Origin of the sequence: Basilea psittacipulmonis DSM 24701, from assembly GCF_000743945.1 — a bacterium.
In the GTDB taxonomy this organism is placed as follows: Bacteria; Pseudomonadota; Gammaproteobacteria; order Burkholderiales; family Burkholderiaceae_B; genus Basilea; species Basilea psittacipulmonis.
The window spans coordinates 865,882-880,444 of record NZ_CP009238.1 but is presented as its reverse complement, the minus strand read 5'-3'; the positions used below and the strand labels follow the sequence as shown (position 1 = coordinate 880,444).

Below are 14,563 nucleotides of genomic sequence, written 5' to 3'. Positions count from 1 at the left end.
GAACCCTATGAATAATTTAGACATTATGACCCCTAAAGAGATCGTCTCTGAATTAGACAAGAACATCATTGGACAGCAGAAAGCAAAACGTTCAGTGGCGGTGGCGTTAAGAAATCGTTGGAGACGCCAACAAGTGCCAGAGCCACTTAGACATGAAATCTACCCTAAGAACATCCTGATGATTGGACCCACTGGCGTGGGGAAAACCGAAATCGCCAGACGATTAGCAAAACTTGCGAAAGCCCCTTTTGTAAAAATTGAAGCCACTAAATTTACCGAAGTCGGTTATGTGGGACGCGATGTCGATAGCATTATCCGTGATTTAGTCGAAATCTCTGTTAAACAGACTCGCGAACAGGAACTAAAACGCGTACGTTCGATTGCTGAAGATGCAGCAGAAGATCGTATATTGGATGCACTTTTGCCCCCTTCTAGAGATGCAAATGGCGATCCGATCCGTGATGAAGCAAATAATACACGCCAGATTTTCCGTAAACGCCTACGTGAAGGTCAACTCGATGATAAAGAAATTGAAATCGAAGTCAGTCCATCCCTACCTCAGATGGAAATCATGGCTCCTGCTGGAATGGAAGAAATTTCAGAACAGCTACAAGGCTTGCTGTCTGGCATGAAAAATAGTCGTAAAACCACGAAAAAAATGACTGTAAAGAAAGCTCTACGTTTAATTACTGACGAAGAAGCGAGTAAGCACCTAAACGAAGAAGAAATCCGCGAAAAGGCTCTAAAAGCAGCTGAAGAACGCGGTATTGTATTCTTAGATGAAATTGACAAGATCACTGGTCGTTCAGGCAGTAATAACGCTGATGTCTCACGTATGGGTGTCCAACGCGACCTATTACCCTTAGTTGAAGGCACGACCATTAATACTAAGTACGGCATGATTAAAACCGATCATATTTTATTCATTGCCTCCGGAGCTTTCCACCTATCTCGCCCAAGTGACCTCATTCCTGAATTACAAGGACGTTTACCGATTCGCGTGGAACTTGAGTCATTAAGCGTTGAAGACTTTATCAAGATTTTGGATAGTACCGATGCCTCACTCACGAAGCAATATACCGCTTTGATGAAAACCGAAGGTGTGGATTTACAATTCCAAGAAGATGGTATTCGTCGTATCGCTGAAATTGCTTATAACGTTAATGAGAAAACAGAAAACATCGGTGCCCGTCGCCTATATACCGTGATGGAAAAACTGTTAGAAGACCTTTCATTCCATGCTACCGACTCACAAGGCAAAGTCGTTGTCGTTGATAAAACCTATGTCAATGACAAATTGGAAGAAACTGCTAGCAGTGAAGACCTAGCACGATACGTGTTGTAACAACGAATTAATACAACAAGGTTTTATCAGACGTATATAAACGATGAATCTAGCCAGTTTTAGATGATACCCATTGTATGAAACTGGCTAAGAACACCACCTGATTTATCTTGTGAGCTGTGAATTAGCAAAAATATTGTTACACCGCAAAAAATAACATCATTTCTAGCAGTACAATAAGCACAGTTGTTATAGGTATTAAATAAAGTAGGTTTTTGATACCCCTCTAAAAACTTTAGAGAAATTTATTTAAAATCAAACAACTACATTCGAGGTAAAAGACACCTCAATCCCTATCGTGTGTTTTACCTCATGCTTCAACATACACACTAGGAGAATAGAATGAGTGTACAAAAAGTTGCTTTCGTCACAGGTGCTGGACAAGGTATTGGAAGAGCCATTGCGATTCGCCTTGCCAAAGATGGTTTCGCAGTCGGTTGTGCCGATTTAAACCCTCAGTTGAACCAAGAAACCGCAGATCTCATCACTCAAGCAGGTGGAAAAGCCCATGCGGTAACGGTTGATGTTGCCAATCGTGAAAACGTTTTTCAAGGTGTGGCTGAAGTGGTCAAAACATTTGGGCGCTTAGATGTAATGGTGAATAACGCAGGCTTAGGACCACAAACGCCGATTGATAAAATCACCCCAGAAATCTATCGTAAAGTTTTTGATGTCAACGTGGGTGGCGTTTATTGGGGTATCCAAGCTGCCGTGGAACAATTTAGAAAACAAGGCACCAGTCGCGAACGAATCGTCGGTAAAATCATCAACGCCTCTTCTCAAGCAGGTCAAGTCGGCAACCCTGGCTTAGCGGTTTACGGAGCGACTAAATTTGCCGTTCGTGGTATCACACAAACCGCTGCCAAAGACCTCGCACTAGAAGGCATTACCGTCAATGCGTTCTGCCCAGGCATCGTTAAAACTCCAATGATGTACGGCATTGCACAACAAGTTGCCGATGAAAATGGCAAAGATTTTGATTGGGGTATGAATACATTTGCCAAAAACATTGCCCTAGGTCGTCTATCTGAACCTGAAGAAGTGGCTGCTTGCGTCTCCTACCTCGCTGGTCCTGATTCAGACTATATGACTGGACAAGCCTTAATCATTGATGGTGGCATGACTTACAACTAATCACTCAGTCACTACCTGATTTAAACATATCAAACACCCCCTTTCATCTGCTTCATCAGTACCAACATCCACTGATGAATTCATAGACAAGGGGTTGTTTTTTACCTGATAAATAGAAAATATCTGAGATACTCTAAAACAGTATATCAATATCATCTTTTTCAACCCGATTCAAATATTGAAAAACATTATCCTATCAGTATATTTTTCTAACCAATTAAAATAAACAACAAATTTTAATGTTTACCAACTTGTCAATCTAACATCAAAATTTATCTCCAATATACTAAAAACCACACTATTTATTCATGAAGTATATAATACAAAAAAATTACCCAATAAAAAATCTCTAAGTTAGGCTGAGAAGCATATTCGTTAAGAAAACTCACGCCATATGACTCGTTTCTGTCTTGCCATCAAATCTTCTTTAAGTTTCTATATCTTGCTTGTCCTCTGCGTTTTCGTCTTCCTTGGTGTTATCGTCTTCGCTAGTACCTTGAGGGTCTTGAGAGGCTTGAGCTTGCTTGTTCTCGCCGTCCTCATTCTCGTCTTTGGTTGCGTCTGCTTCTGCGTCCTGCAAGCGTTTAGCCTGCTCGTCCGTTAGCTCGACTCCTAGCTTCTTCAGTACTTTTTGTAAGATACTCATTGGTCTATCCTCATCGGCTAACGTACAAGTAGAACCACATCGCCCGTTAGCCACTAATGCGACATGGTTGCCTATCATAGGCGTTAATTCGTAATCTGCGTCTTTGTCTTGTGACGGAATCACTTCACAAGCATAGCCACATGAGAGTTCTTTAATGCCATGCTCTTGAATTGTTTTAATCGCGTTCTCGTCATAGATGTAGGCTTGTGCGGTTAGGTAGTCGCCCTCACGTTTGACGTTTCGCACCGTGCCTACTGCAAGCTCTTTCCAGTTCTTTGAATTGACGCGCTTGTCTTGAGGGTGTCCTAAGGTAATCGGCAAGCCCTCAAAGCTTTTAATCGTCTCGTCTGTGAAAAGGCTATATTCGCTTCGTTTGACGCGTTTAATTTCCTCGCCCCCTGTCTTAACATCAGGGTCTAGTTCCTTGTGTAAATAATCGAACGTGCCTAGCTTGGATAACTTCGCATTGGCGATCAAATAGCCGTCCTGCGTATAGACCCGCTCGCTAGGGCGTTCAATACTGTCAACAATATTCATGCTGTTTGTCCAATAAAAAAGCCGACTAGACTTAATCTAATCGGCGTATATATGAAAAAAGCCACTAGGCTAGTAGTGGCTTCTTAATCGATTGTTTCTGTGTTCTCTAGGTTTCGTATTACTTCCTCTGCGGTCAGGTCAAAATCTCCGCTAATACGTTGATAGTAACAAATCGCATTAGGGTGCTTTCTAAGTGCGTCTATTCGTATCCTAATTTCTGCCTTAGTAGGTTTATAGGCTTCCATTTCTGCACGCAATCTTTCGTTTTCCTCAAGCTCTGCACGTTTATCCGCTTGCCATTTCTCTAACGAATCGTAACCACAGATTTTCGCTATCTCTCTTTGTCTTTCTATTGGTAAATCTAAAACGCTCATTAGTCTACCTCTGTCATTTCAATAATTCTTAATTTTCCTCTAACTTTTACATCGTTGACTAAAAACCGCCTATTAGTCTTGAATAATACCTCTTGTTCATGAGGGTATTGAGATAGGTTTTCAATTTCTCGTCCGTCTTTACCTCGTATTTCATAACGAACATTACCGTGAAAACCTACATTCTCATTAAGCTTCGATGTGCTAATAAACTGTTTTTCTTCGATAATACTACCTATTTTATACCTATTTATTTCCTCTTGGGTTAATTTAACCGTTCGGTACGTCACTTTATTGTAAATAGGTGCCTTGTCTAACCCTGAATTAAGGTGCTTAACGAAATGCTTCGTATAAACGTTAAACTCGCCCTTGCGTAATGATTCATTTAACACTTTAGCGAACTGCCCTGTATAAGCTGATATCGCAAAAGCTTCCTCATGCGTAAGATTCATGCTTGCCATTGCTTGCTGTATATGAGGCTTCTGAAAGTGTTGTAATGCAATCGCATAATCGGATTTAGTCATCAAGCGTTCAAATGTACTTGCCTGCTGTTGTGCCTCTTGCTCCTTCTCGAATAGATTCGTAAAGATTGGCAACGCTACACAACGGCATTGAAAATCCTGACCCGGGTTACCTACTGACGGCGGGTTGTCATACGAAAATACCTTGCCGTCTAGCACTGCGTGACTTTCACGTACACGGCTATCCTTTGACGTGTGCCACCTGTATTGGGTTACCCCACACGCCTGTGCCTGTGCTTGTGATAGCGTGCTATTAAGCTTGGCAGATTGGTCTCGTGCGATTAGGTTAGCTCGGCTCTTAGATACGTCATAGCGTTCTTGTATGATTTTAGAAAGGTCACGGTTAAGCGTTCCATTGAGTACCGCTTTATTGACGTGCTTTTCGATATCATCGTAATATTTACTGGCAATGCTTGAGATGAGCGAAACGTTGTCCTGTAGTGCCTCGTGCATTTTCATTGTGACAAGCGGAGACGCACTTAAATAGCCCTTTAAATCGATGCCGACTTAATAAGCTATAATGAAAATTTATTTAGAAAACAATGCATCAACAGTGATATCTATCCCTCATTTCACTCAATATGATCTGTTTCACACAGTACCAACACTCAATTAGCAATCAACCCAAAGCATCACACTTCGTGCTTTTTCTGTTCACATGCCCCCATAACACCAAACACCCATAAAAAAAGCCCAAGGCATCATACCTCAGGCTTTTTCTGTTTCGTTTAAAGATTAGCGTCTTTTTGATAGCTTGCGAGCTTCGTGAATCTGAGCAGCTAACATCGCTAATTCAGCTTCTAGTGTCGCAATATCCGCTTTGTCTTTGGTATTTTGAAGGGCAATTTGTGCTTCTTCTTTCGCTTTCAAAGCTTTCGCTTCATCAAGGTCATCCGCACGAATAGCCGTATCAGCCAACACGGTTACGTGATAAGGTTGTACTTCTAAAATACCCCCTGCAATAAACACGCTTTCTTCTTGTCCATCTTCATGAACGAGTTTGACCATTCCAGGACGCACCTTAGTAATCAAAGGTGTGTGTCCTGGTAAAATACCGAGTTCTCCTGATTCACCTGGTAAGGCAACGAATTTTGCTTTACCCGAGTAAATCGATTTTTCGGTACTAACGACATCAACATGAATGGTAGTCATCATCTGACTCCTTATTGCATTGACTTAGCTTTTTCCAAGGCCTCGTCGATTGTTCCTACCATGTAAAATGCTTGTTCTGGAATGTGATCACATTCACCATTCACAATCATCTTGAAGCCACGAATGGTTTCAGATAATGGAACATATTTACCTGGAGAACCTGTAAATACTTCCGCTACGTGGAATGGTTGAGACAAGAAACGCTGAATCTTACGTGCACGAGCCACTGCCAACTTATCATCTGGAGACAATTCATCCATACCCAAGATGGCAATAATATCACGCAATTCTTTATAGCGTTGTAATGTCTGTTGAACAGCACGAGCCACTTCATAGTGTTCTTGACCGATAATTTGTGGGTCAAGCTGACGGCTAGTTGAGTCCAAAGGATCGACCGCAGGATAAATACCTAATGAAGCAATATCACGAGATAATACAACGGTTGAATCCAAGTGCTGGAATGTTGTCGCTGGAGATGGGTCAGTCAAGTCATCGGCTGGTACATATACCGCTTGGATAGACGTAATAGAGCCAGTCTTCGTAGATGTAATACGTTCTTGAAGTTTACCCATTTCTTCCGCTAGCGTTGGCTGATAACCTACTGCTGATGGCATACGACCTAACAAAGCCGATACCTCAGTACCTGCTAGAGTATAACGATAGATGTTATCCACGAAGAATAGGATATCACGGCCCTCATCACGGAATTTTTCCGCCATTGTCAAACCTGTCAAAGCCACACGTAAACGGTTACCTGGAGGTTCGTTCATCTGACCGAATACCATCGCTACTTTATCGAGTACTTTAGATTCTTCCATTTCGTGGTAGAAGTCGTTACCCTCACGAGTACGTTCACCTACCCCAGCAAATACTGAAAGACCGCTGTGCTGTTTAGCGATGTTGTTAATCAATTCCATCATGTTAACGGTTTTACCCACACCGGCACCACCGAACAGACCCACTTTACCACCTTTTGCAAAGGGGCAAACTAAGTCAATCACTTTGATCCCTGTTTCTAACAATTCAACAGATGGAGAAAGTTCGTCAAATTTAGGTGCATCTTGGTGAATCGCACGTTTTTCTTCGTGAGCGATAGGACCTGCTTCGTCAATTGGGCGACCCAACACGTCCATAATACGACCCAAAGTACCTTGACCAACAGGTACTGAAATCGGTGCATTCGTACGATCAACTTTCATGCCACGGCGTAAACCGTCACTTGAACCCAAAGCAATAGCACGTACCACACCATCACCTAATTGTTGCTGCACTTCGAGGGTGAGACCTTTTTCAGCGAACTCTGATGATTCATCCACCAAAACGAGCGCTTCGTAAACTTTTGGCATATTGTCACGTGGGAACTGAATATCCACAACTGCGCCAATACACTGAACGATTGTTCCGTTACTCATATCGATTCCTTAGTTTATTAATAAAAGGCTGCTGCCGTTAGACGGCGGCTGCACCCCCTACAATTTCTGAAATTTCCTTAGTGATCGCCGCTTGTCGTGTTTTGTTATAGACAAGTTGTAAATCACCGATTACTTTCTTAGCATTATCAGATGCTGCTTTCATCGCCACCATACGAGCAGATTGCTCAGAGGCCATATTTTCAGCAACAGCTTGATATACTAAACCTTCTACATAACGCTTCAACAATTCATCAATCACAGAAGCCGCATCAGGTTCAAAAATATAATCCCAATGATAGTTATGTGCTTTCTGTTCAGAAGAGTTTTCCGCCATGTTCACTTGGAACGGATCTTCTAGACCATTTGGCAAAGGTAGCAAACGAATCATCGTTGGCTCTTGTTTCATGGTGTTGATGAAACGTGTTGTCGCAATATAAAGTGCATCAATCTTACCAGACGCATAATCATCTAGTTGGACTTTTAGTGCACCGATAAGTCGCTCAAAGCTAGGTGTATCGCCTAACTGAACTTCTTTTGAAACTAAATTAGCTCCTAAACGTGTTAAAAAGCCAAGTCCTTTGTTTCCAAAAGCGGTTACCTGAACTTTAACGTTGTTTTGTTCAAACTCTTTAAAGCTCTTGAGCATCATACGAGTGATATTGGTATTCAAACCACCGCATAAGCCTTTATCAGTTGTCACTAAAATCACACCAACCGATTTCACATCTTTACGTTCTTCTAGGTAAATATGTGAATATTCAGGATTGGTCTGCATCATATGCATGGCAATTTCACGCACTTTCGTCGCATAGGGACGAGTCGCTTGCATTCTTTCTTGTGCTTTACGCATTTTAGAAGCAGCCACCATCTCCATCGCTTTCGTGATCTTACGAGTGTTCTGTACACTCTTGATCTTCGTACGGATTTCCTTGATTCCAGCCATTTACTTTCCTTTCACTTTAGTGTGAAACATTCACACTAATTACCTTAGAAGATTTTTTTGAAATCCTCAATCGCTTTTTTCAACACTTCTTCGTCTTCTTTAGACAATTCTTTCTTGTCTTCAATACGTTCGATCAAATCAGCGTGTTTTACTTTCAAGTCGTCTTTTAAAGCTTTTTCAAACACTAATACTTTCTCAACTTCGATATCGTCAAGCGCACCTGTGTTCACGGCATATAAAGCGACGGCTAATTCCCAAACCTGTTGAGGTTGGTATTGGGGCTGTTTCAATAGTTCTACTACTCGTTTACCGCGTTCTAGCTGTTTACGAGTCGCCGCATCTAAGTCTGAAGCGAACTGTGCAAACGCAGCCAATTCACGATATTGAGCCAAGTCAGTACGGATACCGCCTGAAAGTTTCTTAATAACTTTTGTCTGAGCCGCACCACCAACACGAGATACCGAAATACCCGCGTTAATCGCTGGACGAATACCTGCGTTAAATAAGTCAGTTTCCAAGAAAATCTGACCGTCTGTAATCGAAATCACGTTCGTTGGAACGAATGCCGATACGTCACCAGCTTGAGTTTCGATGATAGGCAATGCTGTCAAAGAACCTGTTTGGCCTTTTACTTCGCCTTTTGTGAATTTTTCAACATAATCAGCGTTCACACGTGCTGCACGTTCTAGCAAGCGAGAGTGTAAGTAGAATACATCACCTGGATACGCTTCACGACCTGGAGGACGACGCAATAGCAAGGATACTTGACGATAAGCCCATGCTTGTTTAGTTAAATCATCATAAACGATCAACGCGTCTTCACCACGATCACGGAAGTATTCACCCATTGTGCAACCTGCATAAGGAGCAAGATACTGTAACGCTGCAGAGTCAGAAGCAGAAGCCGCCACCACAATCGTGTACTCTAAAGCACCCGCTTCTTCTAATTTACGCACAACGTTATTAATCGTAGAGGCTTTCTGACCAATCGCGACATAAATACATTTTACGCCTTTGCCCTTTTGGTTAATGATCGCATCAACCGCGACGGCTGTTTTACCTGTCTGACGGTCACCAATAATCAACTCACGCTGACCACGACCGATAGGCACCATTGAGTCAATCGCTTTAAGACCTGTTTGTAGTGGTTGAGAGACTGATTGACGAGCGATCACACCTGGAGCCACTTTTTCAATAATATCTCTTTGTTTCGTGTTGATAGGACCTTTACCATCGATAGGTTGTCCCAAAGTGTTCACAACACGACCTAATAATTCTGGACCTACTGGCACATCTAAAATACGACCAGTTGTTTTTACAATGTCACCTTCTGATACTTGAGTGTAATCACCAAGAATTACTGCACCTACAGAATCACGCTCTAAGTTTAGAGCCAAACCATAAATACCATTTGGAAACTCAAGCATTTCCCCTTGCATGGCATCTGATAAACCGTGAATACGAGTAATACCGTCGGTGACAGAAATCACTGTACCTTGTGTACGAATGTCAGCTGAAGAACCCAAGCCTTGAATACGGCTTTTGAGCAATTCGCTAATTTCTGACGGATTAAGTTGCATAATCGGACTCCTGAAATCCTGTTATTTGCCTGCTTAAATGGCAGTTAAAGTTTCATGCAAGCGCACCAACTGGCCTTGCACAGATGTATCTAAAACTTGGTCACCTACAGTGACACGTACCCCACCGATAAGTGTATTATCAACCTTAACGACAGGTTTAAGTTTATAGCCGAATTTTTTCTCAAGCATGGCTGTGAGTTCGCGCAGTTGATCTTCGGTGAGTTCAAAAGCACTTGTAATCACACATGCTGCCGACCCTTCTTTGGCGTTTTTGAGCTGTTCAAAATGTTCCAAAATCTCAGGCAATAACAGCAAGCGGTCATTGTCAACCAGCAAGCGAACAAAATTCTTAGATGATTCGGATAGTTCAGACTTAACTAAGCTTAAAAAAAGCTCAGCACGTTGTACTTTATCCAAACGAGGATCAGCCATCGCCTCACGCACCTCGGGTACCTGAGAGATTGCCACCAAGCTTTTTAGTTCATTTGATGCGGTTTCTGTTTTCGTAGCATCAATACTAACCACTTGAAAATACGCCTCTGCATAAGGGCGTGCAATTGTTGATAATTCAGCCATAAGTAATCCCGATTAGAGTTGAGCTTTAAGCTGATTTAACAAATCTGCATGAGCTTTTACGTCCACTTCACGTTTAAGAATTTGCTGTGCTCCTTGTACTGCTAATGCAGCCACTTCTTCACGCAAACCTTCACGTACACGTTGGACTTCCGCCTGTACATCTTGTTTCGCTTGAGCAAGGATTCTTGCACGTTCTTCTTCAGCTTCTGCACGAGCCGCTTCAATAATAGAAGTAGCTTGTTTTTCTGCATCACCTAAACGAGCTTGTGTCTCTTGTTTAGCTGTAGCTTCAATCAGACGAACACGTTCTTCAGCCTTTGCCAAATCCTCTTTGCCTTGTTCTGCCGCAGCTAAGCCGTCAGCAATTTTCTGACGACGTTCGTCAATGGCTTTCACTAACGGTGGCCACACAAATTTAACGGTAAACCACGTTAAGACGAAGAACACAATCATCTGGAAAATGAGCGTCGCGTTTAAATTCACGGTCGTTTCCCTATAATTAAAAATAGTTTTTACAAACTATGAACAACTTTGAACCTTCTGGCTTTCTGACCCTGCCAGCTTGACAGGGTCTTCCCATCTGGTTCACTTACCATTCAGTTGAACGAAGAAAACTCTGATTGAAAGTCAGAAATTAGAATGGACTTGCAAATGCAAATAACATTGCAATACCAACACCAATCAAGAATGCCGCATCGATAAGACCTGCCAATAGCAACATCTTAGTTTGCAAAGCATTCATCAATTCAGGCTGACGAGCAGAAGCTTCTAGATACTTACCACCCATCAAACTAATACCTAAGCAGGCACCAATCGCACCTAAACCAATGATAATTGCGCAAGCAATAGCTACCATGAAAATACTCCTTGTGGTTATGAACCAATAAAGTTAATTAAAGATGGATCGAGTATTACTACTCATATATTAAATGTGACGACTGACCACTTTGATCAACCGTCACACTCAATTCTAATGCCCTTCGTGAGCCTGACCCACATATACCAGAGTCAGCATCATGAAGATAAAGGCCTGTAAGACAATAATCATAATATGGAAAATCGCCCACACAGAACCTGCAATAACTTGTCCAATGCCTAAGCTTAAACTCAACGCATTCAATCCAGACCATGCACCGCCCATTAAAGCAATCAGCATAAAGACCAATTCACCTGCAAACATATTACCAAAAAGTCGCATCGCTAAGGAAACTGTTTTGGCAAAATATTCAACTAAATTCATCAAAAAGTTAGCAGGTGCTAATAAGATTACGCCTACTGCACTATGAGCATGGAACGGTGCTGTAAACAATTCTTTCACAAAACCACCTGGATGTTTAATCTTAATACCATAGTAAATCGATATCAACAATACACCCAAAGACATGCCAAGCGGAATATTTAAATCAGCTGTCGGTAAAATACGATGGTAGTACAAAGGACCGCGATGATGGTGATCACCTGCCAAACCTACCCACGAGAACACTTGGCCAGGTAAATCTACTGGCAACAAGTCCATCGTATTCATAAAGATTACCCAAAGAAAGACCGTCAAAGCTAACGGCACCATGAATTTACGAGACTGTTCATTATGGATAATGCCTTTAGCTTGTTCGCTAACCATATCCACAACCATCTCAACAGCAGCTTGGAAACGACCTGGCTTACCTGCCGTCGCTTTACGTGCTGCCAACCATAAAAGAAAGACAACGATTAGGCCTAAAAACAAAGACCAAAAAATAGAATCGTAGTTAATATAGCTAAAATCAGCGATATTCGCTTGTTTCTCGCCAAAATTATTAAAATGCACCAAGTGGTGGGTAATATATTCTGATGCTGGGTTAACAGAGGCTTCTGTGGCCATTATGCTTACTCCAAAATTATTAACAAACTACGCCTTCAGCAAGGCAAGCAAATACGCTTTTAGCACAACGATTATACCAAAAACAAATGCAGGAAATACCAACACATCTCTAGCATATTTAATCATCAATGCCATCATTATCAAGGTTAACATTATCTTACCTGCTTCACTAAAAAAGATACCGAACACATTCAGCTGATTTTTTAGTTGCATTTTAAGTAATAAATGAGCCACAAAAAGACAAGTAGGAATTAAACATGTTATGCCGCCCGCTAAGGCTGATAAACCTGCATTTAAACCGAAAAATATCCCACAAAAAAGACTGGCAACTAGTAGCAACAGACACTGTGCTATCACTAATGTTCTGAGCTGATGAATCGAACGTTTTTTAATCATTCTCTGATCAGCTTCACTTATCTGCATCACACTAGCGACTCCTATCTACCACCCCTCTGTATTTCTGCTTATCTCATCACTTGATATGATATGAACCAAGCGTGTTAATTTTATATGATGTTTCTTTAAATGGCAAACAAAATTTATGATTTCGTCAGATATTTCCCACACAAAGCAAAATACAGTTAGATAACTTATTTTACAAGTCACTTTAGGCTAAAATACTAAGCATTTGAGAAAAATAGCAATAAATAAAAACACCCCACAAAGGAATATCATGAATCTTATTTATACCATTAAGCCTATTGATTTAGCGGGTCACCGTTTTCATATTCAGTTAGACATTCACCACCCCGATCCGCGTGAACAATTACTCAAACTGCCCGCTTGGATCCCTGGTTCTTATATGATCCGTGATTTTTCCAAACACATTGAGCATATTGAAGCAGTTTCTTTGGATAAGACTGAAAAAAAACTAAAGATTGAAAAGTTAAACAGCCATACTTGGGCCGTCACGACATTAGGTGCCGATCACATAAAAATTTCCTATACGGTCTATGCTTGTGATACCTCCATTCGTTCAGCTTATCTGGATGAAAAACGAGGCTTTTTCAATGGAAGTAGCGTATTTTTGGCGGTTGATGGCAAAGAACAAGAACCGTGTTGGGTTCACATTCAAGCACCCGAAGAACATAAGGATTGGAAAGTTTACACCACCCTACCAGAGGCATCCAAACACCCTAAAAAAGCCAAACGACATCACTTTGGTATGTATCAAGCTCGCCATTACGATGATCTGATCGATCACCCCGTTGAACTGGGCACGCCCCATTACATCCGCTTTAAAGCACATGGTGTTTTACATGAAATGGTATTCTCTGGCATCGTACCTAATTTGGATCTTAAACGCATCGCTGACGATTGCAAAAAAATCTGTGAATACGAAATAGCTTTTTTTGATCCACAACACAAAAAAGCACCTTTCTTAGATGTAAGTGACCGTTACTTGTTTATTACCTTTGTGACAGGCAATGATTATGGCGGCTTAGAACATCGAAGTAGTACTGCCTTACTAGCTTCTCGTTATGATTTACCCGTAAAAGGCCAAAAAGAGACCTCTGCAGATTACATTAAATTTTTGGGGTTAGTCAGCCATGAATATTTCCATACATGGCATGTTAAACGCATCAAACCTCAAGCGTTTGTCCCTTACCAGTTACAAAAAGAAAATCATACTCGGTTATTGTGGATTTTTGAGGGATTCACAAGCTATTATGATGATTTAATCCTCTACCGAACAGGCTTAATCAGTCAATCGCAATACCATCAACTGATGCAAAAAAATATCCAATATATCGAACAAACGCCAGGTCGTTACAAGATGTCTTTGGCAGAGAGTTCTTTTGATGCATGGACCAAGTATTACAAACAAGATGAAAACGCTCGCAACAGCCTCATTAGTTACTACACTAAAGGTGCCGTCGTGGCTTGGTTATTGGATTTATTTATCCAAACCAATAGTGCGTACAGCCTTGACGATGTGATGCGTCACTTATGGCAAACCTTTGGCCAAAACTTCTTCACAGGCGATGCAAAAGGATTGACCGAAGATGAATTTGCCGATATTGTTTATCATGTCACGGGCGTTAAGATTCATAAATTCCTTGATCATTATGTTTATGGCACCAAAGATCTCCCCTATAACAAGTTTTTAAAACCCCATCAACTCAAGCTATCATGGGATGATCAGCCTACTCAAGTCAATATCGGCATCACCTACCAAACTCAAAACGATTGCGTTATCCAATCTGTTTTAGAGCACTCTGACGCTCATCGTGCAGGATTAAGTGCTGGCGATACACTTGTGGCGATAGACGGCATTCGTGTCAAATCATTAGACAAAATCCTACAACGTTATCAAAAAGGCGATACGGCAATGGTTCATGCATTTAGACGCGATGAACTGCGTGAATTTAAACTGACGTTCACCACTTACACACAGCCTCAGTGCCGTATTCAGGCCCTAGCCAAAAAAATTGACGTTATGACTACAAAAAAGTCTAGCAAAAAGTAATTTATTTGCTTTTAT

At 41.4% G+C, this 14,563-nt stretch carries 15 protein-coding genes; 3 read left to right on the top strand and 12 right to left on the bottom strand.

Annotated elements, in window-relative coordinates; all coding sequences use genetic code 11:
• Positions 1–25: 25 nt before the first annotated feature.
• Both hslU and IX83_RS03805 read left to right on the top strand, forming a co-directional pair.
• A complete protein-coding gene (gene hslU / locus IX83_RS03810) occupies positions 26–1,345 on the top strand; it encodes an ATP-dependent protease ATPase subunit HslU (RefSeq protein WP_143244855.1) in 1,320 nt (439 codons plus the stop codon).
• 342 nt (positions 1,346–1,687) lie between these two features.
• Positions 1,688–2,479, top strand: a complete 792-nt coding sequence (locus tag IX83_RS03805; RefSeq protein WP_038499398.1) for a (S)-acetoin forming diacetyl reductase — start codon at positions 1,688–1,690, stop codon at positions 2,477–2,479.
• A gap of 427 nt (positions 2,480–2,906) precedes the next feature.
• Here the strand turns inward: IX83_RS03805 and IX83_RS03800 are convergent, their stop codons facing one another.
• From IX83_RS03800 to IX83_RS03745, 12 genes are all read right to left on the bottom strand, one after another.
• Complete coding sequence (locus IX83_RS03800) at positions 2,907–3,662, bottom strand: DUF2213 domain-containing protein (RefSeq protein WP_051919232.1); 756 nt, start codon at positions 3,660–3,662, stop codon at positions 2,907–2,909.
• A gap of 83 nt (positions 3,663–3,745) precedes the next feature.
• On the bottom strand, positions 3,746–4,036 hold the full coding sequence (locus tag IX83_RS03795; RefSeq protein WP_038499395.1) for a hypothetical protein: 291 nt from the start codon (positions 4,034–4,036) through the stop codon (positions 3,746–3,748).
• Complete coding sequence (locus tag IX83_RS08555; RefSeq protein ID WP_051919229.1) at positions 4,036–5,007, bottom strand: phage head morphogenesis protein; 972 nt, start codon at positions 5,005–5,007, stop codon at positions 4,036–4,038. The genes IX83_RS03795 and IX83_RS08555 overlap by 1 nt, the downstream gene beginning before the upstream one ends.
• Before the next feature lie 282 nt (positions 5,008–5,289).
• Positions 5,290–5,706 carry a F0F1 ATP synthase subunit epsilon gene (locus IX83_RS03785; RefSeq protein WP_038499392.1) on the bottom strand — a complete coding sequence of 139 codons (417 nt, stop codon included), beginning with the start codon at positions 5,704–5,706 and terminating at the stop codon, positions 5,290–5,292.
• 11 nt (positions 5,707–5,717) lie between these two features.
• A complete protein-coding gene (gene atpD / locus IX83_RS03780) occupies positions 5,718–7,118 on the bottom strand; it encodes a F0F1 ATP synthase subunit beta (protein ID WP_038499389.1) in 1,401 nt (466 codons plus the stop codon).
• Positions 7,119–7,155: 37 nt separating this feature from the next.
• A complete protein-coding gene (gene atpG, locus IX83_RS03775; RefSeq protein WP_038499387.1) occupies positions 7,156–8,061 on the bottom strand; it encodes a F0F1 ATP synthase subunit gamma in 906 nt (301 codons plus the stop codon).
• 44 nt (positions 8,062–8,105) lie between these two features.
• Positions 8,106–9,641 (bottom strand): F0F1 ATP synthase subunit alpha, encoded by a 1,536-nt coding sequence (gene atpA, locus IX83_RS03770; RefSeq protein ID WP_038499384.1) that lies wholly within the window; start codon positions 9,639–9,641, stop codon positions 8,106–8,108.
• A gap of 33 nt (positions 9,642–9,674) precedes the next feature.
• The gene (locus tag IX83_RS03765; RefSeq protein ID WP_038499381.1) at positions 9,675–10,217 is read right to left on the bottom strand and encodes a F0F1 ATP synthase subunit delta; all 543 of its coding nucleotides are present in this window, start codon (positions 10,215–10,217) and stop codon (positions 9,675–9,677) included.
• Positions 10,218–10,229: 12 nt separating this feature from the next.
• Positions 10,230–10,700 carry a F0F1 ATP synthase subunit B gene (locus IX83_RS03760; protein ID WP_038499378.1) on the bottom strand — a complete coding sequence of 157 codons (471 nt, stop codon included), beginning with the start codon at positions 10,698–10,700 and terminating at the stop codon, positions 10,230–10,232.
• Between the two features lie 151 nt (positions 10,701–10,851).
• A complete protein-coding gene (gene atpE, locus IX83_RS03755) occupies positions 10,852–11,073 on the bottom strand; it encodes a F0F1 ATP synthase subunit C (protein ID WP_038499375.1) in 222 nt (73 codons plus the stop codon).
• Positions 11,074–11,187: 114 nt separating this feature from the next.
• Complete coding sequence (atpB, locus tag IX83_RS03750) at positions 11,188–12,078, bottom strand: F0F1 ATP synthase subunit A (protein WP_038499372.1); 891 nt, start codon at positions 12,076–12,078, stop codon at positions 11,188–11,190.
• A gap of 27 nt (positions 12,079–12,105) precedes the next feature.
• Complete coding sequence (locus tag IX83_RS03745) at positions 12,106–12,501, bottom strand: ATP synthase subunit I (protein WP_038499369.1); 396 nt, start codon at positions 12,499–12,501, stop codon at positions 12,106–12,108.
• Positions 12,502–12,751: 250 nt separating this feature from the next.
• Here IX83_RS03745 and IX83_RS03740 point away from each other — a divergent pair, with 250 nt between their 5' ends.
• The gene (locus IX83_RS03740) at positions 12,752–14,548 is read left to right on the top strand and encodes a M61 family metallopeptidase (protein WP_038499366.1); all 1,797 of its coding nucleotides are present in this window, start codon (positions 12,752–12,754) and stop codon (positions 14,546–14,548) included.
• The last annotated feature ends 15 nt before the right edge of the window (positions 14,549–14,563 follow it).

What these genes read in the sequence shown, in the direction of transcription:
- IX83_RS08555 (WP_051919229.1), bottom strand. Translation starts at nt 5,007, where the DNA reads ATGCACGAGGCACTACAGGACAACGTTTCGCTCATCTCAAGCATTGCC.
- atpG (WP_038499387.1), bottom strand. Translation starts at nt 8,061, where the DNA reads ATGGCTGGAATCAAGGAAATCCGTACGAAGATCAAGAGTGTACAGAAC.
- IX83_RS03795 (WP_038499395.1), bottom strand. Translation starts at nt 4,036, where the DNA reads ATGAGCGTTTTAGATTTACCAATAGAAAGACAAAGAGAGATAGCGAAA.
- IX83_RS03745 (WP_038499369.1), bottom strand. Translation starts at nt 12,501, where the DNA reads ATGCAGATAAGTGAAGCTGATCAGAGAATGATTAAAAAACGTTCGATT.
- hslU (WP_143244855.1), top strand. Translation starts at nt 26, where the DNA reads ATGACCCCTAAAGAGATCGTCTCTGAATTAGACAAGAACATCATTGGA.
- IX83_RS03765 (WP_038499381.1), bottom strand. Translation starts at nt 10,217, where the DNA reads ATGGCTGAATTATCAACAATTGCACGCCCTTATGCAGAGGCGTATTTT.
- atpB (WP_038499372.1), bottom strand. Translation starts at nt 12,078, where the DNA reads ATGGCCACAGAAGCCTCTGTTAACCCAGCATCAGAATATATTACCCAC.
- atpD (WP_038499389.1), bottom strand. Translation starts at nt 7,118, where the DNA reads ATGAGTAACGGAACAATCGTTCAGTGTATTGGCGCAGTTGTGGATATT.
- IX83_RS03740 (WP_038499366.1), top strand. Translation starts at nt 12,752, where the DNA reads ATGAATCTTATTTATACCATTAAGCCTATTGATTTAGCGGGTCACCGT.
- IX83_RS03800 (WP_051919232.1), bottom strand. Translation starts at nt 3,662, where the DNA reads ATGAATATTGTTGACAGTATTGAACGCCCTAGCGAGCGGGTCTATACG.
- IX83_RS03805 (WP_038499398.1), top strand. Translation starts at nt 1,688, where the DNA reads ATGAGTGTACAAAAAGTTGCTTTCGTCACAGGTGCTGGACAAGGTATT.
- atpA (WP_038499384.1), bottom strand. Translation starts at nt 9,641, where the DNA reads ATGCAACTTAATCCGTCAGAAATTAGCGAATTGCTCAAAAGCCGTATT.
- atpE (WP_038499375.1), bottom strand. Translation starts at nt 11,073, where the DNA reads ATGGTAGCTATTGCTTGCGCAATTATCATTGGTTTAGGTGCGATTGGT.
- IX83_RS03785 (WP_038499392.1), bottom strand. Translation starts at nt 5,706, where the DNA reads ATGACTACCATTCATGTTGATGTCGTTAGTACCGAAAAATCGATTTAC.